The sequence below is a fragment of the Saccharibacillus sacchari genome, from assembly GCF_037722395.1.
In the GTDB taxonomy this organism is placed as follows: Bacteria; Bacillota; Bacilli; order Paenibacillales; family Paenibacillaceae; genus Saccharibacillus; species Saccharibacillus sacchari_A.
In genome coordinates this window covers 128,477-151,321 of sequence record NZ_JBBKAR010000043.1, presented here as the reverse complement: position 1 = coordinate 151,321, position 22,845 = coordinate 128,477, and the positions used below count along the sequence as shown (strand labels likewise).

Annotated in this window: 19 protein-coding genes; 7 read left to right on the top strand and 12 right to left on the bottom strand. The window is 51.1% G+C overall.

What is annotated here, in order from left to right; translation table 11 throughout:
* Positions 1-62: 62 nt before the first annotated feature.
* The 10 genes from WKI47_RS16560 to WKI47_RS16515 form a co-directional block, all read right to left on the bottom strand.
* Positions 63-746 carry a YdcF family protein gene (locus WKI47_RS16560; RefSeq protein ID WP_340228270.1) on the bottom strand — a complete coding sequence of 228 codons (684 nt, stop codon included), beginning with the start codon at positions 744-746 and terminating at the stop codon, positions 63-65.
* A 37-nt stretch (positions 747-783) separates the two neighbouring features.
* Positions 784-1,335, bottom strand: a complete 552-nt coding sequence (locus WKI47_RS16555; RefSeq protein ID WP_340228269.1) for a DUF402 domain-containing protein — start codon at positions 1,333-1,335, stop codon at positions 784-786.
* 206 nt (positions 1,336-1,541) lie between these two features.
* Positions 1,542-4,280 carry a PBP1A family penicillin-binding protein gene (locus WKI47_RS16550; RefSeq protein ID WP_340228268.1) on the bottom strand — a complete coding sequence of 913 codons (2,739 nt, stop codon included), beginning with the start codon at positions 4,278-4,280 and terminating at the stop codon, positions 1,542-1,544.
* Positions 4,281-4,476: 196 nt separating this feature from the next.
* Positions 4,477-4,719 (bottom strand): RNA chaperone Hfq, encoded by a 243-nt coding sequence (hfq, locus tag WKI47_RS16545; RefSeq protein ID WP_037288808.1) that lies wholly within the window; start codon positions 4,717-4,719, stop codon positions 4,477-4,479.
* A gap of 29 nt (positions 4,720-4,748) precedes the next feature.
* Positions 4,749-5,708 carry a tRNA (adenosine(37)-N6)-dimethylallyltransferase MiaA gene (gene miaA, locus WKI47_RS16540; protein WP_340228267.1) on the bottom strand — a complete coding sequence of 320 codons (960 nt, stop codon included), beginning with the start codon at positions 5,706-5,708 and terminating at the stop codon, positions 4,749-4,751.
* The gene (locus tag WKI47_RS16535) at positions 5,701-6,480 is read right to left on the bottom strand and encodes a class I SAM-dependent methyltransferase (protein WP_340228266.1); all 780 of its coding nucleotides are present in this window, start codon (positions 6,478-6,480) and stop codon (positions 5,701-5,703) included. The genes miaA and WKI47_RS16535 overlap by 8 nt, the downstream gene beginning before the upstream one ends.
* A 279-nt stretch (positions 6,481-6,759) precedes the next feature.
* Entirely contained in the window at positions 6,760-8,883 is a 2,124-nt protein-coding gene (gene mutL, locus WKI47_RS16530; protein ID WP_340228265.1) for a DNA mismatch repair endonuclease MutL, read from the bottom strand.
* Between the two features lie 67 nt (positions 8,884-8,950).
* A complete protein-coding gene (mutS, locus tag WKI47_RS16525; RefSeq protein ID WP_340228264.1) occupies positions 8,951-11,773 on the bottom strand; it encodes a DNA mismatch repair protein MutS in 2,823 nt (940 codons plus the stop codon).
* 742 nt (positions 11,774-12,515) lie between these two features.
* Positions 12,516-13,469: an aromatic acid exporter family protein gene (locus tag WKI47_RS16520; RefSeq protein WP_340228314.1), complete on the bottom strand. Its 954-nt coding sequence runs from the start codon at positions 13,467-13,469 to the stop codon at positions 12,516-12,518.
* Positions 13,470-13,670: 201 nt separating this feature from the next.
* Positions 13,671-15,194, bottom strand: coding sequence for a carboxypeptidase M32 (locus WKI47_RS16515; RefSeq protein ID WP_340228263.1), 1,524 nt, complete (start codon positions 15,192-15,194; stop codon positions 13,671-13,673).
* A 146-nt stretch (positions 15,195-15,340) separates the two neighbouring features.
* Here WKI47_RS16515 and WKI47_RS16510 point away from each other — a divergent pair, with 146 nt between their 5' ends.
* The 7 genes from WKI47_RS16510 to WKI47_RS16480 all read left to right on the top strand — a co-directional run bounded on the left by WKI47_RS16510 (position 15,341) and on the right by WKI47_RS16480 (position 19,766).
* Positions 15,341-15,703 carry an iron-sulfur cluster biosynthesis family protein gene (locus WKI47_RS16510; RefSeq protein WP_340228262.1) on the top strand — a complete coding sequence of 121 codons (363 nt, stop codon included), beginning with the start codon at positions 15,341-15,343 and terminating at the stop codon, positions 15,701-15,703.
* 103 nt (positions 15,704-15,806) lie between these two features.
* The gene (locus WKI47_RS16505) at positions 15,807-16,388 is read left to right on the top strand and encodes a carbonic anhydrase (protein ID WP_340228261.1); all 582 of its coding nucleotides are present in this window, start codon (positions 15,807-15,809) and stop codon (positions 16,386-16,388) included.
* Positions 16,389-16,624: 236 nt separating this feature from the next.
* The gene (locus WKI47_RS16500) at positions 16,625-17,164 is read left to right on the top strand and encodes a PadR family transcriptional regulator (RefSeq protein WP_340228260.1); all 540 of its coding nucleotides are present in this window, start codon (positions 16,625-16,627) and stop codon (positions 17,162-17,164) included.
* Positions 17,165-17,316: 152 nt separating this feature from the next.
* Entirely contained in the window at positions 17,317-17,775 is a 459-nt protein-coding gene (locus WKI47_RS16495; protein ID WP_340228259.1) for a hypothetical protein, read from the top strand.
* 3 nt (positions 17,776-17,778) lie between these two features.
* A complete protein-coding gene (locus WKI47_RS16490) occupies positions 17,779-18,057 on the top strand; it encodes a DUF2653 family protein (RefSeq protein ID WP_340228258.1) in 279 nt (92 codons plus the stop codon).
* A 361-nt stretch (positions 18,058-18,418) separates the two neighbouring features.
* Entirely contained in the window at positions 18,419-18,799 is a 381-nt protein-coding gene (locus tag WKI47_RS16485) for a MerR family transcriptional regulator (RefSeq protein WP_340228257.1), read from the top strand.
* A 121-nt stretch (positions 18,800-18,920) separates the two neighbouring features.
* Complete coding sequence (locus WKI47_RS16480; RefSeq protein WP_340228256.1) at positions 18,921-19,766, top strand: oxidoreductase; 846 nt, start codon at positions 18,921-18,923, stop codon at positions 19,764-19,766.
* A gap of 160 nt (positions 19,767-19,926) precedes the next feature.
* Here the strand turns inward: WKI47_RS16480 and WKI47_RS16475 are convergent, their stop codons facing one another.
* Together WKI47_RS16475 and WKI47_RS16470 are read right to left on the bottom strand one after the other, a co-directional pair.
* On the bottom strand, positions 19,927-22,032 hold the full coding sequence (locus WKI47_RS16475) for a glycosyl hydrolase 115 family protein (protein WP_340228255.1): 2,106 nt from the start codon (positions 22,030-22,032) through the stop codon (positions 19,927-19,929).
* Positions 22,029-22,766, bottom strand: coding sequence for a rhamnogalacturonan acetylesterase (locus WKI47_RS16470; protein WP_340228254.1), 738 nt, complete (start codon positions 22,764-22,766; stop codon positions 22,029-22,031). Before WKI47_RS16470 ends, WKI47_RS16475 begins: the two co-directional genes overlap by 4 nt.
* Between the last annotated feature and the right edge of the window lie 79 nt (positions 22,767-22,845).

Below are 22,845 nucleotides of genomic sequence, written 5' to 3'. Positions count from 1 at the left end.
TTTGTTCTCCTTCTATCCGTATAGGGCTTTGCCTCGAAAACCCGGCATCCCATTATCCCCGATTATGTGCCGTCTGGCAATCGGGATTTGTCGAACAACCATTTGGTAAAAGCCAGCATTTCGCGCCCGCGTGTTTGCCAAATGTTCAACGCTTGGGTATCGGCCAGTACAAATTGCGGATCGTCGTAATGTAAAAACTGCGCAATATCCTGTGAACGGGCACCATGAAATTTATGGGTGACGATCGCTGCGGTGTGCACGTCCCGTTCCTCCATGATGCGACGGCTGAGTAGCAGATTTTCATACGTGCTGGTCGCCTCGTTTTCAAGCCAGATATTTTCTTTCGGCACGCCACGCCCGATGAGATATTCAGCCATGCCTTCTGCCTCGGTCAGCCGCATCTGCGGGCTATCCAGGCCTCCGCTGACGATCAATACCGGGTATTGGCCGCTTTTGTAGCCTTCATAAGCGGCATCCAACCTCTCTTTCAATGCAGGACTTGGCTTGTTGTCCCATAACCGCGCACCGAGGACAATCGCGACATCTGTCGAATGTTCCTGCGATAATGATGTACCCTGACCGATTCGAATCTGAATGTACAGTGTCCAAAACGCAAACAACAGGACACCGGATACCAAAACGATTCCTACACGCTTTTTCCAACGCCCGTCGCGCTTCGACTTCCGTTCCGGAATATGCACCGGTCCGGCCTGTCGAAACGCAGTTGCACGTTCTCCTTTTGCCACTTTCCGAATTCCCCTTTCCTTTGAACGAAGGCTAGCGCTACACCTTCAAAGCGGAAGCCGGGAACAGCCGTCTGCGATGTTCGATCGAAAGTCTGAAATAAGGGAATGCGTGGGCATCGATCATCCGCAGCAAACCGTGCGCTGTTTTTGTAGCCAACGCGTAATCCGCTTCCGTAATGACTCCGCGCCGCAGCGCATCATCCAATTCGTCCTCGTCAAGCAAAAAGACAGTCCCGTCTCCCAACACTACGATATCGAGATACAGATCATCGAACCAGGGAACGCCTTGGTCCGTTACGCCCTGCACTTTGCAGATATCGATATACCACTCCACCACTTCTCTTTTTTCGTTGAACATCGTCGTTACGATGAAGTGGGCGTCCTTGGGAAAGTATTGCAGCCAAGAATAGCCCTTGTCAGCCACGCAAAACGTAAGTCCCCCATACGTTTTCATTAGCGGTTCCTTCAATTTGAGCATGTTGTACAAGGTTACGTAGCCCGTAAAGCGGCGGCTGTCGATATACCGGCACAAGAATCTCCGGTCGGTTACGCGCCGCCAGTTGGCTCTGTCAGCAAATTTACGTTTCATAGGGAACCGACCCTTTCTCTATTCCATTTGAATCAAGCTTATCACATTCTCAGGTCACTTCACAAAAGAAGTGACTTGCTCATGCCTCTCTATTACCCGTTTTGAGCAAAAATGTACAAAAAAAGCTCCGGAAAGCTGTTTCCAGCTTCCAGAGCTTGCTTGATTTGGACTCCATTCACCAATCGCGATGTATGCGGGAAGTGAAGTTAAGGTTGGGTCGTCGTCCCGTCTTGCGTTCCTGTCGTCCCTTCTACAGTACCGGGATCGGTAGTTTGAGCATTGGGATCGGCAGCCGGATCGGTTGTCGGGTCCGGTTGCGACTGATCGGCAGGCGCTTCGGGAACGACCGTACCCGGAACAACATTCTCTTCGCCGCCGGAATCGCCTTCGCTTGGCGGAGTTGTCGTTCCCGGATCGGTAGTCTCTGTTCCTCCGGCATTTCCGTTGCCGTTCTCATTGCCACTGTTACCTGAGTTTCCATTTCCGTTATTGCCTGAATTTCCGTTTGTTCCGCCATCGTCTGTTGCCGGAGGCGTTACGGGCACTTCCCCTTGATCGGTTCCCGGATCGTCTTCGGTCTCATCCGGCGGAACCGTATCGTCCGGAAGGTCTTCTTCCGGGTTGTCCTCGGCCGGCACGGTCAGCGTAACGGTGTTAGAAGCTGCCGACTCGACAATAGGCTCTTCGCCTGCCCGATATGCCGTGACGGCATAACTGTAGGTAAGTCCCGCAAGAGCACCGGTATCGGACGTCGAAGCCGTCATCAAGCCGTCAGTGAGCATGGAAGGCTGAGCTTCCGATGACTCCTGCCGGTATAGGCGGTAACGGATATTTTCGCCGGATACCGGTTGCCACGACAACATGATCGTTTGACTTCCGACATCGTAAGAAGCTACGAGTCCGGACGGCGAAGCCGCCGGTTCAACCGTCTCCGGTTGCTGAGGTTCCGGTGTCTCTACGGTTTCCTGAGCAGGTGCATCCGGCGCTTTAAAGTCATTTACCGGCATGCCTTCCATCGCTTGCTTCATGATGCGGGCAAACATGGAAGCCGCCAATCCGCTGCTATTTTTGAGCATATGCTCCGAATTCGGCTTGTCGTAGCCCATCCAGACGGCACCTGTCCATTCCGGCGTATAACCGACGAACCATACGTCACGGTTTCCGCTATTGCCTTCGATTCCGCTTTGCGTCGTACCGGTTTTACCGGCCAACGGACGACCGATATCGGCTTTTTTACCTGTTCCGTCCGTAACTACGCTTTGCATCATTTGCGTCATTTCATAAGCGGTTTGATCGCTCATAACGGATTTTTTCTTCTCGATGCGGCTATAGATCTCGATTTCGTTCGAGTCGCGGATCGATTTGATCGCATAGGCTTCAACAAAGTTGCCTCCGTTGGCGAACGAATTATAAGCCTGGGCCATTTCAAGCGTATTGGTTCCCGTTTTCAAACCGCCGAGCGCGATCGCCAAATTATGGTCGTTTTCAGTCAAAGGAATGCCCAGCGACTCCGCAAATTGGAAGCCTGTTTCCACACCGATCTGATTGAGCAGCCATACCGCCGGAATATTGATCGACTCGGCCAAAGCTTCTTTCATCGAAACCGATTGACTGTAGCCATGCAGGTTTTTGGGACTATACGTGCCAAAGCTTTGCTGTTCGTTGCTAAGCGGCGTATCCACAGTAAACCCGTTTTCCAGCGCAGGCGCGTAAGACGCGATCGGCTTGAACGCCGAACCTGGCTGTCTACGGCTGTTAACCGCCCGGTTAAAGTCGCCTTTATGGTAATTACGGGCACCCAGTATGGCGACAATGCTGCCGTTCTGGTTGTTCGTGATCGTCATGGACGCCTGCACCGGCTGGTCGTCAGGACTTTGCTCGAACATCGCGTCGTCCTTGAATGCTTCTTCCAGGCTCTGCTGTGCTTTTGCATCCATCGTCGTGTAAATCTTGTATCCGCCGCGGTTCAGATCGTCTTCGGTCAATGCCGTCGTGTCTTCCGCTTCCTGAAGCACATAATCGATAAAGGCTTGGTAATGCGTTTCTTTCGTTTCCGGCGGCGTATACGTGTAATCGACCGCTGCCGCTTTATCTTTTTCGGCTTCCGTGATATACCCTTGCTCGTACATCAGTTGAAGCACGACTGCGCGGCGTTCTTTGGACTTGTCGGGATTGGCAATCGGGTTGTAACGTGTCGGTGCCTTCGGCATCGCCGCCAAGGTCGCCATTTCCCATAGTTCAAGTTTGTTCAGGTCGCTTTTGCCAAAGTAACGCTCGGATGCCGCTTTGATGCCGTAATACTGGCCGCCGAATGAAATTCGGTTCAGGTACATGGCCAAAATCTCAGGCTTTGAATACTGACGCTCCAGTGCCAAAGCGATCGACACTTCTGTTGCTTTACGGAAAAAGGTCTTATCCGCGGACAAGAAGATGTTTTTCGCTAATTGCTGGGTAATCGTACTGCCGCCTTCAACGGCAGAACGTGCAATGATATCCCGTACCGCCGCCCGGCCAATCGACCTTAGATCGACGCCGGAGTGCTCGAAGAAACGTTTATCCTCGGTTGCGACAAAAGCATCCTGAAGCAACTCGGGAATGTCCTGCGATTCGACTTCTTCGCCCCGCTGGATTTTGATTTCTCCAATCTGCACGCCTGTACGGTCATAAATGACTGTTGGCGCTTTGATTTCGATCTTATCTTTATTCTCTGCCAGGATTTTCTCTCCGCTCACCGTAATGAACAGATAACCGCCCAGCGCACAAAATACGGCAAACGCCGCTGTGAAAAACAACGTCCAAAATACGCGTTTCCCCGTTATTCTTTTCTTTTTTTTCGGGGAGGTTTTCTTCTTGGCGGTCGTCGGAGGTTTCTTGCCCCCGCCGTTACCTCCGCTACCGCTGCCTCCGGTTGTCCGGTTGGAGCGGCTCAGTTGTGGGTTAGGCATGATGTTTGTGACACCCCTTTTGCTTTCTTTGCGCATGCAGACTGTCTGCATACACGCCCTAACGAAAAGAACAACCTTTGAAGGTTGCTCTCATTCGCAGCTATGGACTTAGACGTTATGATACAGGAAAAGTTTCAAAAATGGCTGTTACAGGTTTGTCATTCGTTCGTCACTTTTGGTCAAAAGTAGTCCCGAATTACTCCCCGGATGTAGTCTCTTGCTGAGTCAGGGATACATTGCGCTGTGGCATGAACGTGGAAATGGCATGTTTGTACACCATTTGCTGACGTCCGTCACTGTCGATCACGATCGTAAAGTTGTCGAATGCCTTGATTGTGCCCCGAATTTGAAAACCGTTAGTCAAGTAGACCGTGGCCGGGATATTCTCTTTGCGCAGTTGGTTCAGGAACGTGTCTTGAATATTAATGGATTTGTTCATAACCGGTACCCCCAATTGTCATTTTACTGTCATTTTCTTTCAAAATCGGAGCTGAACCTTCCCGTAATTATACCATGAATCTTCTCGTAATTTGCAGAAAAGTTTTCCGGTTCGGAAACGTCTACCCATTGGATGTCTTGCATATGGCGGAACCAGGAGAGCTGACGTTTGGCGAAATGCCGGGTATCCCGCTTCAGCAAATACACAGCTTCCTCAAGCGTCGCGGACCCGTCCAGGTAAGGCCAGATTTCCTTGTAGCCCAGTCCTTGCATGGAAACCATGTCCGGCGCGTACCCGAGCGACCGGAGCGCTTGCACCTCTTCGATCAGCCCTTGTTCCATCATTTGGTCGATCCGCTCTTCAATACGGTTATATAGCATTTGGCGGCCCATTGTCAAACCGATCAAACATAGGTCGTAAGGCGTGGTCTTTTTCTGCCTGGCCAACTGTTCGGATAATGTCTCTCCGGTCAGCTTATAGATCTCCAATGCACGAATGACGCGGCGCGTATCATTGGGGTGCAATCTTTGTGCGGATTCCGGATCAATCTCCCGCAATTTGTCATGGAGCGCTTCTGTACCATGCGTTTCGGCAAACAAGGCTTGTTCAAGCCGGAATTCCTCGTCTGCCCCGCTGTCTGCAAATTCGTAACGGTAGCATAACGATTCGACGTAAAGACCTGTTCCTCCGACGATAAAAGGAAGCTTCCCGCGAGCCGCAATTTCCGGGATCAGCGTATTGCAACGTTCCTGGAATTCGGATACGGAAAACGGTTCGTCCGGCTCATGAATATCAATCAGATGATGGGGTATGCCTTCCATTTCGGCTTCCGAAATCTTTGCCGTGCCGATATCCATTCCCCGGTAAACCTGCATGGAATCGCCTGAAATAATCTCGCAGGAAAAAGCTTTGGCAAGCTCGATACTGAGCTTTGTTTTCCCCACGGCTGTCGGTCCGATCAAAACAAGTAATTTGGGCTTCTCAGTCAACTGTAATCACTCCATACGTAATTTTGGCATGGACGCGACCATCTGACGCGAAGCCGAGACGCTCCATTTCCCCGCTGCCTTTTTTCTCTTTCAAAACGACCGTTTTTCGCGCTACCCGAACGGCTTCCCGGATCGACTCTTCGCTCAGCGCCCGAGCATCCGCAAATGCACGCAGCGGCGAAATCGCCGAGGAATCATAAACAGGCTTGCGGAACATCGGATCAAAATACACCACGTCAAAGCTATTATCCGGCAACGATTTCAAATAATGCAGATGATCGGTATGGATTACTTCGACACGCCGCATGGCTTCCGTGACCGACGGCTTCTCGACCTCGTAACTGGCAAGCCCCTCGCGAAGCAACACCGATAGCTCTGCCGAGGCTTCCAGACAGCGAACCAGCCCCGTAGGTCCGACTTGGACGGCAAATACAAGCGAGTCGGTTCCAAGGCCTGCCGTACAGTCGAGAACCGTATCTCCGGCTTCTATCCGCGCAGCGTCGATCATCGGATCGGGTTCGCCTCTTAATAGACGCTTCGCGCGGACATAACCCATGCTTGGATGATACTCCAGCACCGGTTGGTCTTCACGGAAAAGACGAGCTTTGCCCTGAGTGACGATTAACACCGCATCCGCTTTATATTTTGAAAAAAGATTAGGAATCGAAGTCCGGCCTCTCGGCACAATCGGGATTCCCTGACGTTCGGCAATACGAGTCGCTCGCTGAAGCTCGGCTTCAGCGGGTTGAATGCCGGTTGTTACGATCATCATGAAAGGTGTTCTCCTTGCGTTAAGATGCTGGTTTGGTGGAACAAACTGAAACTTTTCTTCCCCAGTTGATTAGGACGCTTACGGGTTATTTTCGAAGCCAGTTGAAGCGTCTGGCTTCGAAAATTGGATTGTAATCGCTTTTGGGATTGGGGCGCCAATTCGATGAAGCAGAGCCTTCCCCCAGTTGATTAGGACGCTTACGGGTTATTTTCGAAGCCAGTTGAAGCGTCTGGCTTCGAAAATTGGATTGTAATCGCTTTTGGGATTGGGGGAAGGCTTTTACATCACTCTTTTAAACAATTTCTCCAAATCGTACGACGAGAAAGAAACGACGATCGGTCGGCCGTGAGGGCAGGTATACGGTTGCTTACATCTTCCCAAGCGTTCGATCAAGGTCTGGGCTTGGATATCGCTTAGACGTTGATTGGCTTTGATTGAAGCTTTGCAGGAGCAGAGCGTAGATGCCTTTTCCCGTAATTTAGCCAAATCGATCGCGCGTTCGCTGAGTACCCACTCGGCCATTTCTTCGATAATCGAAGATTCGTCGCCGGCCGGGAACCAGTGCGGATAAGCCGTAACCCGGAACGTTTGACCGCCGAAAGGCTCCATATATACGCCGGCCTGTTCGAACCAACCGAGTCGATCGCGGATCTTGGTACTTTCGGCAGACGTGAATTCCAGTGTGATCGGAAGCAGAAGCTCTTGCGAAGCCTCTTCCGGTTGACCGAATTTTTCGTAATAATATTCATAATTAATCCGCTCGTGGGCGGCGTGCTGGTCGATCAGATACAGACCTTGATCGTTTTGCGCAATCAAGTACGTTCCGTGATGCTGCCCGATTAACGTCATTTCCGGAAAAGCAGGACGTTTTGGCGCTTCTCCGCGACTGTACAGCTCCGCCGCACGTGCTAATGCCGCGCTGTTTTGCGCAGGTTGAGCAGCTTGTCGAGGATTGGACGCTCCAGAGTGGTTAGGGCGGCCCGTATAACCGAGTCCGTGTCCAGGTTCCCGCACCTGTTGAGGACGAGAGTCTTGTTTACCGTCAGCAGATGGATAGGATACGGAAGCTTTCAGGGCTTCTGGCACCTTCTCTCCGCCTACTGTTGCACTATTTTGCTTGGGAACAGAGGAGGCAGACGATTCATTGTCCTTATCGGCAGCCGGAGCGACATTTTGCTGATCGGCCACACTGGCCTTCGGTAATTGTTCGAGATTCGCATTTACAGACTGGACTTTATGGGTTAAGGCCGCATTGTCCAGATCGATCGAAGCGGCTGCGGACGGCACATCCTTATCCTGCGGCAGACCTGATGCAAGATCGCCCAGCAGCCCTTCTCGCTTCGGAAAATGAAACTGTTCTTGCACAATCGAGTTGCTTTTTCCGATTCGTTGGTTAACAGCCTTTGGAATCAATACTTCGTGCGACAGAGCTGCCCGAATCTTCTCTTCAACAAAAGCAACCAGCTCCGCTTCTTTACTGAAACGCACCTCCAACTTTGCAGGGTGTACGTTCACGTCAACAAGCGATGGATGCATGACCAAGCGCAGCACGACAAGCGGGTGACGCCCAACCGGAAGCAGGGTATGATACGCACGCATAATGGCTTGATTGAGAACATGGCTGCGAATATAACGTCCGTTTACCACCGTTGTTATGGCGCTGCGGTTGGAACGGGTAAAGTCCGGCAAGCTGACAAAACCCGAAACGGCAAAGTCCAGACTTTCTCCCTCCAACCCAATCATGGCTTTGGCACTTGTCGTTCCGTATACCGCCGCGATCACTTGAAGCAAATCTCCTCCGCCCAGCGTTTGCAGCAACGAATTGCCATTATGACGAAGGGTAAACGCTACCTCGGGATGGGATAACGCCATTCGGTACATGTAGTCGGAGATATGCCCAAGTTCAGTCTGAACAGTTTTCATGTATTTCAAGCGCGCCGGCGTATTATAAAACAGTTCCTTTACGCGGAAATCCGTTCCCCGTGAAGCGGGAGCGTCTTCGTTGCTTTTCAATGTACCGCCTTCGATAACCAGTCGGCGTCCGGCACCGTCTTCACCGCAGGCTGTCACCACTTCGACTTTGGACACCGAGGCAATACTCGGCAGCGCTTCACCCCGAAAGCCCAGACTGGTAATCTGAAACAAATCCCGGCCTCCCGAAATCTTGCTGGTTGCATGCCGATAAAATGCAGTCTCGCAATCTTCCGGATCGATCCCTGACCCGTTATCCGTAACACGGATCGAAGACAACCCACCCTCCTCGGTCCATACATCCACTTTAGTCGCACCCGCATCAATGGCATTTTCGACCAATTCCTTCACGACCGAAGCCGGTCTTTCCACTACTTCACCAGCCGCAATTTGGTTGGCGATATGCTCATCCAGCACTTTAATCTTGGCCATATCTTTTCTCCTTTCCCGAGCCGTGTCCAATCTTAGATTCAATGCGGCGAATACATAAATAGCTCTTCTACAGTCTCTGCGCTTCCAGCTTCAACTCATTCAGAATTTGCATGGCTTGAAGCGGGGTCATATTCATCACATCGACATCGCGCACGCGCTGAAGCATTTTCTTGACTTTGAGATCTTCTTTGGCCGGTGCCGTATGAGCCGACTTGGCAGGACGTTCATCGTCTCCGAAAATAGACAACTGTACAACCTCGTCTGAAGGGACTGCCGCAATATCTTTAGGCTCCTGAAGAGTTGAATGCGCGACTGTATCGTCTACGGCGCTCTCCAATGGCGAAGATTCTTCCCGAATCATATCCGTTTGCTTGACGCTGTCTACAGTTTGTTGCGCGTAAGATTCTTCGTCTTCTATCTTGGAAAGAGTTGGCTCGGACGCGGAAGCTGAATTTTTGGGAGCAGAAATGCCGCTTGTCTGACCCACTGCCACTTCAGCCGCTGCTTGCTCGAAACCTTGCAGCAAACCGTATGCCCGATCAATGATGCTGCCCGGAAGTCCTGCAACGCGCGCACAATAGATGCCGTAACTCGTGCTGGCTGCTCCCGCCACCAATTTGCGCAGGAATGTGACCTTATCGCCGCTTTCACGCACAGCCATGCAGTAATTTCGCAATCTTGGCAAGCTCTCTTCCAAATGAGCCAGCTCATGGAAGTGGGTCGATACCAATGCTTTGCAACCGATCGATTCATGCACGTGCTCAATGACCGCTTGGGCAATCGCCATGCCTTCGCTTGTTGATGTACCTCGGCCCAGCTCGTCGATGATGATCAGACTGTCTTTTGTTGCCTGTTGGGTCATGACCTGAATATCGGCCATTTCCACCATGAACGTACTTTGCCCGCCAACCAGATCATCCGCTGCGCCGATCCGGGTGAAAATGCGGTCCAGTAGCGGTACGCTAGCCCGATCCGCCGGAACAAAACACCCGATCTGCGCCATGATCGAGATCAGCGCGACCTGACGCATATACGTGCTTTTGCCCGCCATATTCGGCCCGGTGATAAGCATGATATTCGCGCCTTCTTCTGCCAGATCGGTCGCATTCGCAACGAATGATCCGCCTTCCATGACCGCTTCGACGACCGGATGGCGACCGTTATCGACATTAAGGTCATAGCCGTCATGAAGTTGTGGACGGACGAAAGATTTCTCCGCGCTCGCTTCCGCAAACGCCTGATACACATCCGTTTCCGCAACACGTTCCGCAAGCGCTTTAAGGCGCGGAATGCGTTCTGCTACCTGCTCACGCAGTTCAAGAAACAATCCGTATTCCAGATCCGCCATCTTTTCTTCGGCTTCGAGAATCAACGATTCTTTTTCTTTCAATTCGGGGGTAATGTAACGCTCGGCGTTCGACATCGTTTGTTTGCGCTCGTAACGTCCTTCCGGCAGTTGAGCCAGATTGGCGCGCGTCACTTCAATATAGTAGCCGAATACTTTGTTATAGCCGACCTTCAACGAACGGATACCTGTAATGCGGCGTTCTTCCGCTTCCAACTCCGCGATCCAGCGCTTACCGTTCACGCTCGCTTCACGCAATTGGTCCAAATGCTCGTGGTAGCCTTTACGGATCAAGCCTCCGTCGCGTACGGATACGGGAGGTTCGTCCGTAATCGCCGCAGCGATCGCTTCTGCCAAATCCGCGCATTCGTCCATTCGCTGAGCCGTTGCCGCTAGCGTCTGCGAACCGGAATTCAAACAAACTGACTTAAGTGCAGGAATCTGAATCAGCGAATCGCGCAGCGCGATCAGATCGCGTCCGTTGGCGCTACCGAAAGCAACGCGTCCGACCAACCGTTCCAGGTCATAGATTTCGCGCAGCGCTTCCTGTACGTCACCACGCAAAATCAGGTCGCGATGCAGATATTCCACCGCTTCCAAACGATCTTCGATCGTGCCGCGTTGCAGCAGCGGTTTATCGATCCAACGACGCAGCGTACGCGCGCCCATCGACGTTTTGGTCCGATCGAGCAGCCAAAGCAGCGAGCCTTTTTTCGAGCGTTCGCGCACAGTCTCCGTCAGTTCCAGATTGCGACGCGTAAACGGATCAAGGATCATATAGTGATTCGGCTCGTACACCGAAATTTTGGTCAGTTGTCCCAGTGCCCTTTTTTGCGTTTCGGCCAAATAGGCAAACAGACGCGCTACGCAGACACGACGCTCTTCGTCCAGTCTGGCCCAAGATGCTTCGCCGAACTGTTCGCGCGCGCCATCTTCTTTGCCTTTTTCCCAGGGTGTGCAGACCAGTCGGCGTTCCAAAGGCGCGATCTGGCTCTCCAACAGTTGCAGCAACTGCGCATCGCCGATCGCTTCGACAGGTTGGTAAACGCCTACTTCGCCTTTAAGCCATTCTTCGCTCTCCGGCGCAGAGGTCACATGCAAGTCTCCCGTCGAAAGGTCACAAGCAGCGATCGCCGTCATTCCGTGTGAGCGGGTGACGCAGACCAAATAATTATTGGACTTCTCCCCAAGCGCGCGACTCTCCATCAATGTACCCGGCGTTACGACGCGCACGATCTCGCGGCGCATCATCCCTTTGGACTCGCCAGGTGTCTCGACTTGCTCGCAGATCGCGACTTTATAGCCTTTTTCGATCAAACGCTGCACGTAACCTTCCGCCGCATGGTAAGGCACGCCGCACATCGGCGCTTTTTCTTCCAGTCCCGCGTTGCGTCCGGTCAGCGTAATCTCCAATTCGCGCGAAGCGGTAATCGCATCGTCGAAAAATATCTCGTAAAAGTCACCAAGACGAAAAAAAAGGATCGCGTCCTTCGCTTCTTCCTTGATCTTAACGTATTGTTGCATCATCGGCGTTAAAGTAGCCATGATTCCCCTCCATTTACCTGCTTCTTCTCTTCTTGATTATAGCAGACTTTTTCTAAAAAGCGCGATAATACGAACGTATGTTCATCTCTTTTTGAAAAAAGTTTTTTGATCAAAGTTCTGTTCGTTGAAAAACCTGGGCGCTGCGGGAGAAATTCGTTTCGGTCGCGTGTTGCCTTGAGTAAGCTGGATTGGATTTTATTAAGGAAGCTTCTTCAAGGCAGCTGTAATTCTATTTGAATATTTCTTTAGGGCGTGTACGCAAACTCAGGCGACGTGCATCTTGAGCTGCCTTTTCGCCCTCCTCTACGTCACTTTCCCTTGACGTGCCCCGGCACGCCTTCGGAAAAGTTCCTTGATGAGAACGAAAATTCAGCTCAATCTGCCCCCTTCGGAGTTTGCGTACACGCCCTAATAAACAAGTCCTTTCAAATAAAAAATGCCACAATCATTCACCGCTCCAGGTCATTTCCGACTTTTAAGCAGGAAATGCAAAAGCGATAAAAGACTGCAACACTTTCACTCACATTAAGAAACGACTTTATGAGGTTATGAACTTCAAAACCATTTTCCCATGCAACTTAAAGCAAGATTTCAAATCATCGTTTCGTTTCATTACTTTCCTGCCTACACCACCCTGGCTAGGAGGGCGGAGGGGTATTCGTGCAGTACAGTCTTTTCGAAGAAAGGCACATCGGAACCATATGCTAACGAATACCCCGCAGCCCTCCATCCGCCAGCCCCCTCACGTCACATGCGGAGCTTTATCCTTTTTCGACATCCCCAAATACCGATTCAGCTCGCGGCAAAGTTGCAGGATCGCGGAACGGACCTCGAATTCTTCGCGGGTATCCGGGAGGCTCATTTCTTTAAACCGCTCTTCCAGTTCTGTCAGCATTTCCGCCGCTTTTCCGGTATAATGCTCGCTTTTCACGTCTTTTTCCAACCGATCGAATAGCTCTGCCGTGAGTTCAGCCTGGGAAATCTGCCGATAGACTTGCGACACGAGCTGGGCCATCGTTTGGATCGATTCCAATTGTTGCTTGCGCATCACGAAATACACGCCCCAGAATTCATCGGACTTCAGCACCTGGTTTTCGCGGGAGCGTCTTGCCAGTTCCAGCCCTTCCGCTACTTTTTTATCCGCTTCGATCAGTTCTTTGCCGTCCCAGACATAATCGGGATTGCGAAGCGTTCGGGCGAACTGGGCAAAAATACGGGAAAATGTCTCGTCGGCTTCGCTGCGGATTTTGGACAGCTTTTCTTCCGGGTTCGGCATGTAGATCAAATTGACCAGCATCGCCGAGCCCAGACCGATCACCAGCAGTTGCAACTCGGTCCACAGTACGGGCCAAGTGATCTCTCCTGCATTAAACACATGGAAAACCACGACCGCATTGGTTACGATTCCGCCTTTGAACGTCGCTTTGACGATGATCGGAAAAGCAACCAGAATGTATAGCGGAATCACCCAATAATGAAAACCAAGTGTGCCGAATAAAACGCAAGCGACGATCAAACCGACAATCGAAGCAAAAAAGCGGTCGACGACCGTTTTGACGCTTCGCTTGATAGTGGTGTCCAATCCCAAAATCGCCAGCAACCCCGCTGATGTGGCAGACGGAATCCCTACAAAATGCGCAACCATGACCGAGGCAAAAGCTGCCAACGCCGTTTTGATGACGCGAAAACCAAACATGCGTGTCACCGAATCCCTTCTCCGTTTTTCAGAAATATTCTCTTCATTTTCAAAACTTCCATGTTCCTTACATTTCTCTTCGGAGACAAAAATCCCACCGTTCTCTAAAAGAATCGGCAGGATTTCATCTAACATTGGCTTACAGCTACACGGTTGTCATTCGCTTTGATTCCGATCACTCTATCAAGCCAAGACAATGTGTTACAGCTTCAGATTATACAGGCTTGTGTACTTCTGTTCCAGATAATCCGCCAAATAATCGGGATTCAATTCTTCGCCCGTCACGTCGAAAATGATTTCGGACGGTTTTTTCGATTTGCCGAAACGGTATACTTTCTCCGTCAGCCATTCTTTGATCGGCAGCAGGTTGCCTTGTTCGATCAGCTCGTCGAAGTTGGTCAGCTCTTTGCGCAGCGTGTGCATCATTTGCGCCGCGTACATATTGCCGAGCGAATACGAAGCGAAGTAGCCAAAAGCGCCGCCCGACCAGTGAACGTCCTGAAGCACGCCTTTGGAATTGTCCGGCGGCGTGATGCCCAGGTAACTCTCGTATTTGGCGTTCCACACTTCAGGCAGTTTTTTCACGTCGAGATCTTCATTAAAGAGCATCTTCTCGATTTCGTAGCGAATAATGATATGCAGGTTATACGTCAATTCATCGGCTTCGATCCGGATCAACGAATTTTCCACGCGATTAGCCGCAAAATGGAATTTCTCCGGTGTGATGCCTGTCAATTGGTCCGGGAACTGCTTTTGCAGCTCGCCGAAGTAACGTTGCCAAAATGGCAGGCTGCGGCCGATCATATTTTCCCAAAAACGAGATTGCGACTCATGGATGCCCATCGACGTGCCTTGAGCCAGCGGCGTACCGGTAAGTTTCGGATCGACATTTTGCTCGTACAGCGCGTGTCCGCCTTCATGCAGCGAGCTGAACGCCGCGCTAAGCACGTCGTGTTCGTGGTAATTCGTGGTGATGCGCACGTCGCCCGGATTCAAACCCGTCGCGAACGGATGTACCGTTTCGTCCAGTCGGCCTGCGTCGAAGTCGTATCCCATCTCTTTTAAAATGAAATGGCTGAACGCTTTTTGGCCTTCTTTCGGATAGTTTTCGTCGAGGAACGGCAGATGCGGCACGATTTCCGACGCCGCGATCGCTTCCGCCAACGGCACCAGACGTTTTTTCAACCGATCGAATACGTCATCAAGACGCTCGACGGTCATGTCCGGTTCGTACATATCGAGCAACGTATCGTAAGGCGTGTCTTTCGCTCCCCAATATCCGATAAATTTGCGCAATGTGCCTACGATCTCCGTCAGATAAGGCTCGAACGAATCGAAATCTCCGCTTTCTTTGGCGCCTTCCCATTTCGTTTCCGATTTGGAGGTCAGAATCGTATAGGCTTTGAACTCGCTCTCGGGGATTTTGCGATTTTGATCGTAGCTTTTTTTGACCGTTTCGACCAGTCTGCGATCAATATCGTCCAGTTGCGACGCGTTCGCTTCTTGCGTGAACAGCTCCAGATATGTACCCATTTCATCCGACGTTTCGAGCTTGAAAGCTTCTGTCGAGAGCAGTCCAATCGTTTCCGCACGCGTTTCCGCGCCTTTGGGTGGGGCTCCCGTACGAAGATCCCAATACATCAGACCTACAGCTTCATTGTAGCTTCCGATCTTGGCTACAAGCTCGCGAAATCCGTTCCATTGTTCCTGCAATTGTTGTTCCATCCGGAAAATTCACCTCGTTTGTTTAATGCCTTCATAAAAATGGTAAAAATTATTGTTTACCTCTTGATCATACGTTTTGATGGGTCTATAATCAATATCAATAAAAGGTTTTGCAAAATATAATTTCGATAAAGGAGTCTTGCATCATGTCAATCTCTTTCCGTATGACGGTTTCTCCCGATGCCCAAACGCTGCTGGACCAAAAATTTCAGGGCCGCCCCGGTTATCTCCGGATCGCTTACGATAACGAAGGTTGCGGATGTTCGCTTAGCGGAGCCATCGCGCTATGGCTCGTCGACGAAACGACACCTTCGGATTTGACGCTTGCTTCCGATAGCCCGATCACGTTTATCATGAACAAAAACGATTCCGTTTATCTGGATCAGAATTTGTTCATCACGATCAGCGGTTTCGATAAATCGTCGGTACGATTGGCCAGCGACGGTCAATCTTTCGGCTCCAGTATCCGGATCGAAGATCACCGCACGGCTTCCGAAGCACGCTTCTAAACGGCTTTCGCCTAATTTCGGCAAAATTCGGGCTTGAATTCTCCCTAGCGTGTTATGTAAAATTCGTGATAACGCTCCAGGGCGAAAAAAGGAGGAAGCGGCTTTGACTCAGATTACGGATATTTTGGACCACAATAAAGCGTTCGTCGAAAACAAAGAATACGAAACATTTATCAGCGGCAAGTTTCCAGAAAAAAAAGTCGTCGTGCTCACCTGCATGGACACTCGGCTGACCGAGCTGCTTCCGCGGGCCATGAACCTTCGCAACGGGGACGCCAAGATTCTGAAAACGGCCGGCGCCGTGATCTCGTCGCCTTTCGGCAGTATTATGCGCAGCATTCTGGTTGCTCTCTACGAGCTGCAAGCCGAGGAAGTGATCGTGGTCGGTCATCATGAATGCGGAATGGCTTCGCTGAACGCCGAGCATATTATGGGCAAAATGCGCGAACGCGGAATTTCGGACGAAGTGCTTGCCACGCTCGATCATTCCGGGGTACAACTGGGTCAATGGTTCAAAGGCGTAGAAAACGAGACTCAAGGCGTTATGCACAGCGTGAATATGATTGCCAATCACCCGCTGATGCCTGCCGGTGTGCCTGTACACGGTATGCTGATCGACCCGAAAACGGGTGAGTTGGAGCTTATTTCGAACGGTTATGAACGTACCGGTGAATCTTCGAAATAACAACAATTCGCCATCGTGCATCAGCAATGATGTGTCCGTAATGAATTATGAAAAAAGTTTAATAGTGCGGCGCGGTTCCTTTTCGGGACTGCGCTTTTTCGTTATTAGCAGGCTATTTAACCCTTTGCCCGTACTGGAGTTGGTTGCCCCGGCATCTTTTTATGTTGTACACTTTGGGAAGAGGTCGTGCGCCGTCCCTCGGCGGGACGCCCTGAATATGGAGAACGGGTGATTTCATGAATATACTTTCTTACGGCCTGCTTGCCCTGGTTTCACGCAAAGAAGCTTCAGGCTATGATTTGATGCTCAAGATCCAGCCCTTCTGGCAAGCCAAGCACAGCCAGATTTATCCTTTGCTCGGCAGCATGGAAGAAAAAGGATTGCTTAGCGCCACATGGATTCAGCAAGCAGACAAACCGGATAAAAAGCTGTATTCCATCACGCCCGAAGGCACGCTGAAGCTGCATGAATGGTTGCTCGAAGAAACGGCGGCTCCGGTCATGCGCGACGAATTCAATCTAAAATGCTTCTGTATCCATCTGGCAGAACCTGCCGAGGTTCGCCGTATGTTTGCGGATCGGCGCGCGTACCATGTCGATCGTATTAAATATTACAAAGATATTCAGGACAACATCCCCAAAGAACACCGCAATCCGGGCCATATCGGCTTTGAAGATTACATTCTGTTGCAAAAAGCGATTCTGCGTACCAAAGCCAGCGTAGACTGGATCGACTGGGTCGAGCAAGAGTATGGACAATGGACGGCCGAAGCTTAAAAATTGAAACGTTCTCGAAATTCCTCCGTATAAGGTCAGGGAAGGGCGAAATTTAAGCTTTGCCCATTATCCAAAGACCTTACTGCATTGACCCTTTTGAACTTACTTTCAATCGTGGTCATCGCAAAACTACAGGAGGAATTTCACTTATTATGAGTCGATCCAAAAAGTTCTTTTCCGTCATGCTGTCTTTCTTGATTATCTTCGGTGCTTCGGCCATCGTACCGGACCAAGCGGACGCGCGTCGCGGCGGCTTCAGCTCCGGTCCCAGATCGTATCAAAGCACGCCGAACAAATCGCAAAATACCGATAGTGTCAATTCGGGCACGCGCTCGAACTCCAATACGCAATCCAATAACAGCAGCTTGAACCGTAACAACACCAATAACCGTGGCGGCTTCGGCGGCGCTATGTTCCGCGGCATTTTGTTTGGCGGCATCGCCGGTCTTCTGTTCGGCAGCCTGTTCGCAAACATGGGAGCTTTCGGCGGAATCCTGGGTCTGTTGGTCAATGTTCTTGCTCTGTACATGTTGTTCGTTATCGTCCGCGCTGTTTACCGTAGCGTCAAAGAAAACCGTCGCCGTTCGCGCGAACGCGAAGGACGTTACTAAGCCATGCAGCTTACGATGGATGAAATTATCAACGCGGTCTGTCTGAATATCGCAGAACGCCGAGCGATCAAGCCTACGGAAGTTACCGTTGAAATGCTGTGGGATGAAGATCTCGGTTACAGCGCGCATATTACCGTACAAGGACGCGACTGGTATATCAACGAAGGTTCGCTGATCGAAGCGATTACGCAGTACCTTAATCGCGAATACGGGATTCGTGCTTTTCAGGATCAGATTAGGCTGGATTTGACGGATGAGATTATTGCTCATGTTTCTGCGTAAGGTCCTATTCGTTGGTGAGCTGGGAGGCTGCGAGAGAAATTGCCAGCGTATGCTGCCGAAGTGCATTTCTTCGAAATGCTTCACAAGCCGCTGTCTCACGTAGAAAGCTTACAGCTTTCCACGTTCAAAGGCGTCTTTCACTGAATTTCTCTCTTCGCTTGGCGCTTTGGTCAGACTCAAACCTTTTCTACAAACATTAAGCCCGGTCTTTATGGACCAGGCTTTTTTATGTACAAAATATTTGAAAGTGGAGTTTATGCTTCGCGCTGGACATTTAGCTCTGAGGAGATTCAGGTGGACTGGTTTCTTTTTAAAATTTCTATCTCGTGTTAAAGTGAACTTTAACGAAAAGGAGGTTTTTATGTTGTTCACGATCAAAGAAGTCCAAGAACAATTCGGTCTGCCGGCTTCGACTTTGCGGTTTTACGAAAAAGAAGGCATCCTTCCGCCGATCGGGCGGGATAGTGGCGGGCGTCGGCTGTATAGCGAACCCGAGCTGGAATGGTTGCAGTTGGTGGTCGCGCTCCGTGATACCGGGATGACGATGGACCATATCAAAAATTACGTCGAATTGGTCAAGCAAGGCGACGAAACACTCCATGAGCGGCGACTGATTCTGTTGGAGCATAAGCAGGATGTTGAGCGGAAGATGAATCAAACGCTTGAGCATTTGGAGAAAATCAATCGTAAGATGGCGATATATGATCTGCTTGCACATGGAAAAAAAGACTTTTTGATCTGAAATGAACAAGTGCGAATTTTATGGTCGTTACCAGCTTTTGATGAATCAAAAATTGTTACTTGACTTAAACTTCACTTTAATTTGTATGCTGGGAATATCCCCGTTGAAGGAGTGAAGTCATTTGTCACAGAAAAAAGTATGGTTCATTACCGGTTGCTCGACAGGATTTGGACGAGAGCTGGCAACTCAGTTGATCGAGCAACAATATCCTGTCGTCGTTACCGCACGCAATCCCGAATCGCTGCTGGAGCTTGCTGAAGGTCGCGAGGATCAAGTGCTTGCGCTCAAGCTGGACGTGACGAATACGCAGCAGATCCAAGAAGCCGTATCTGCCGCTCAAGCAAAATTCGGCCGAATTGACGTGCTGGTGAATAATGCCGGAATCGGCTATTTTGCTTCTGTCGAAGAAAGTCTGGAAGAAGAAACGCGTAAAATGTTCGAAATCAATTTCTGGGGACTCATGCACGCGACGAACGCCGTTCTGCCTCTGATGCGCAAGCAGAAATCCGGCCATATCATTAACTTCTCTTCGATCGGCGGCTTGACTTCGTTCCCTACGCTTGGTTATTACCATGCGACCAAATACGCGGTAGAAGGTGTGTCCGAGAGCTTGGCGCAGGAAGTAGCCGAAAGCGGTATCCACGTCTCGATCATCGAGCCGAGCGGATTTCGTACTGATTGGGGCGGTCGTTCTTCGGTCAAAACGCAAACCCAGATCCCTGAGTATGAAAATACGGTCGGGCGCATGTTGAGTGGCATTGGTCAAAGCGCGGGTCAGGAACCGGGCGATCCGGCCAAAGCAGCCGAAGCGGTCATCAAAATCGCCGAACTGGATGCTCCTCCTTTGCGCTTGCTTTTGGGCAACGGCGCTTATCAAGCCGCAACCCATAAGTTCACAACCCTATTAAGCTCGATTCAAGAATGGAAAGAAACGACGATTGGCGCAGACTTCCCACAGCAATCTTGATCTTTTTCGTTCGAATACATTCGAAGATAACCAAAGAAGTTTCATGCCAAAGACAACTCCCGCATTTTCTTCTTGATCCTGATTTGAACACAGAAGATCAAAAACCGCCTTTCGACTTGCTGAAAGGCGGTTTTTCGAAGATTGCGTTTGCCCAAATCCGTCACCGGTCAACGTTGCCTTCGGCTTCCTGATTCGTATCCGTAAACAGTCGTTCTTTCAATCGCGTCGCCAAATCGTCATCCGTGAGCGGTTCGCGGTGCGTATTTTCCAAATAAATATGCTTCTCCGTTTCCGGCATCAGATACAGTTTGTACCACAGGAAAAAATCCGGGCTGTCTCCGTGCATACGAAGAACTTTTCGCAGCGTATCGACATTTTGCGCCGTGCTTGCGATATTGGTCAACCAATCGGCGCGGTAAAAGTCGGCCCATTTTCCATGTTCGGCCGCGCGCAAAGTATCCAGCCCCCGCCGGTAATGCCAGAGCGACTCCGAAGCCAGTACGAACGCTTGCGGATATTGCTTTTGTCGATATGCAGCATAGGATCGGCAGAGTTGATAAAAGCCCTCGCTCCCCGACAAATGCAGCTCCCCGTGAAACCGCAAATGATCTTTAGCCCGCTGACGGTCGTCGTCATCGAGCTTCGCCAACGTCTCGTCACATTGTGCAAGCCAACTTTTCCATCTGTCGAGTGCAGGTGCAAGCCGTTTTTCGAACCCTTTTACCTGCTGCTCGAATGTGCCTGCACTCACCGCCCAGTCCAAACGACGATCACTCTCGGCTTCTTTTCCTTGCAACCAATGGCCGATGATCTGCCTCGCCGGATGATGATAATATTGCTCGCCTGCCAAGTCGTCAAGGTGCGGCCCGTAGGGCAGAGTCGTTTCGGCATACTCGCGATAAAGCCGCGCTAGCGCCTCATGCTCCGACGCGTAATAAGATCGGACGAAGCTTTGCAAATGCTGCTCCGTATCGATTGTGCCGTCATTCCACAGCGTGCTGACGATATCGAGCGGATACGCGTGAGGCCGAATGTTTCCGCTATTGAGAATCAGATAATCGGATGCTCCGACAGCAAACGCCCCTTCTAGCTCGCTTTTCAAAAAGTCGGCGCTCCCTGCGAACATCGTCAGATGATTCGAAGCTTGAAGGTCGTGGAACGTTACATGCACATATAGTCCATGACGGCCAGAATCTTTGACTCGCGGTAGCGAAGGAATCCGAAGATTGAGTTCGTCTCTGCGCCGCGATACCATTTTACCGTACCCGTTATCTGCCCAGACTCTAATCGTATGTTCGGGTAACGAGATGAATCCTTTTTGATACAACTCCGCGATTTCCCCGTACAACGCTACGCAGCAGACCGGATCTTCTACGTATTCGCGGATCATGTCGTACTGCTTTTGCATGACCTGACCGATTAGCTTGCCGCGCTTGAGCGGGGTATCGAAACTCGGATCGTCTTCCCAAAAAGGCTTGTCGCCCTGACCGCGGAACGATAGCACCCAGACGACTTTTCGATGCTGCTGCTCTTGGATCGCCTGCCGCCATAATTGTTCGTAACGCTCCGGTTCTCTCAAGTAGCTCATCTCGCGCCCAGGATAGGCTCTGGCGAACATCTCGGCGCCGAGCGGTTCGGCATGATGATGAGTCACCCACAGCCCCATTTCCGACGCCAATTCGTAATGGACGCCGTGGCGCGGCAAATCCGTTCCGGGAATGACCATATTGCCTCCGGAGCGCAGTAACGCTTCGAATACCGGCTTCCACACTTCGCGCGTCGGCGGATACACCGGTTTCCAGCCGATCAGACACACCTCGTCATTCACGAACCAGCCTCGATACCGCACTTTGCGAGGAGGAGAAACATAATCGACGCACGGAATCATAACTTCGTTTTGAAGTTTGATACTCTGATCCATCCAATACCAGAATGGCTGGATGCCCAGAAACCTTCGACTGAACTCCAGCACGCCGTACACGATCCCCAACTCGTCATGTCCGACGATATGCAATACGGTTCCAGCAACAAACCGAAATCCGAAGGCTTCCGGTGATTGGGGACAAGAGTCGTTTTCGCCAGCCAAAGCAATACGGATCTGCGCCTGTCGGGGATCGTCTACCCATTGAGGCTCGCTGCCGAGTACCCTGTTCAAGTCGCGTGTCAACATTCGCAGCACGTGGTTGATCGCCGTAGAATGGGATTCGGCAACGTGAATGCGCACTTGTCCGCTCAGATGCAGCTCCCGCTTCAACTCGGCAGTCATGGAGCAACCGCCGGCGCGCTTTTTCCTGCGTCGACCTGCGATTGAACATCGTCGAAAAGCTCGGAGACAGGTCGAACCTCCCGAATGCCGATCTCGGCCAACGCCTGTGCGGCTATTCGGGCGATTGCGACGGCGCCGTCTTCGTTAAGATGCGTGTCGTCCATAATCCCGTCGGGATAATTAGGATGCACGTCCGCTTCAAACTGGGTAAACCACTGCCGGGAACGCTGGTGGCCCATTTCTTTGTAAGCGGAAGCGCTACGTCCGGTCAGATCGATCAACGGTACATTTTCACGCAGCGCTAATGCTTCCATTGCCCGGGGATAATCGCCGTGCGTCTGCGTCAGCAATCCGTCGGCATCGAACCAGCGGCGGGAGATCGGAGTGAGCAGAACTGGCTTCGCCCCTTTCGCGCGTACTCCGTCTATGTAACGTTTCAAATATTCGCCGTAGCTTCCCCAGGGACTTGTATGGCGATCCGGGTCGTCTTTTTCATCGTTATGCCCGAATTGGATCAGCAAGTAATCGTCCTTCCCGATGAGCCGCAAAATACGATCCAGCCTGCCTTCGTCGATAAAGCTTTTACTGCTGCGCCCGCAAACCGCTTCATTCACGACATTCGTATCAGGTTGTAAAAAGAGTTGCAGCTTATTGCCCCATCCTTGCATCGGCGATCGATCCTGCGGATAATCCGCCATCGTCGAGTCTCCTGCCAGGTAAAACGTAACCGTCATTTCGACCTCTCCCCTGTTTGGAAATATACAGCCCTCCAAAAAAGGCTAGCCCAATTTCTGCCACATTACCCCGCTTATA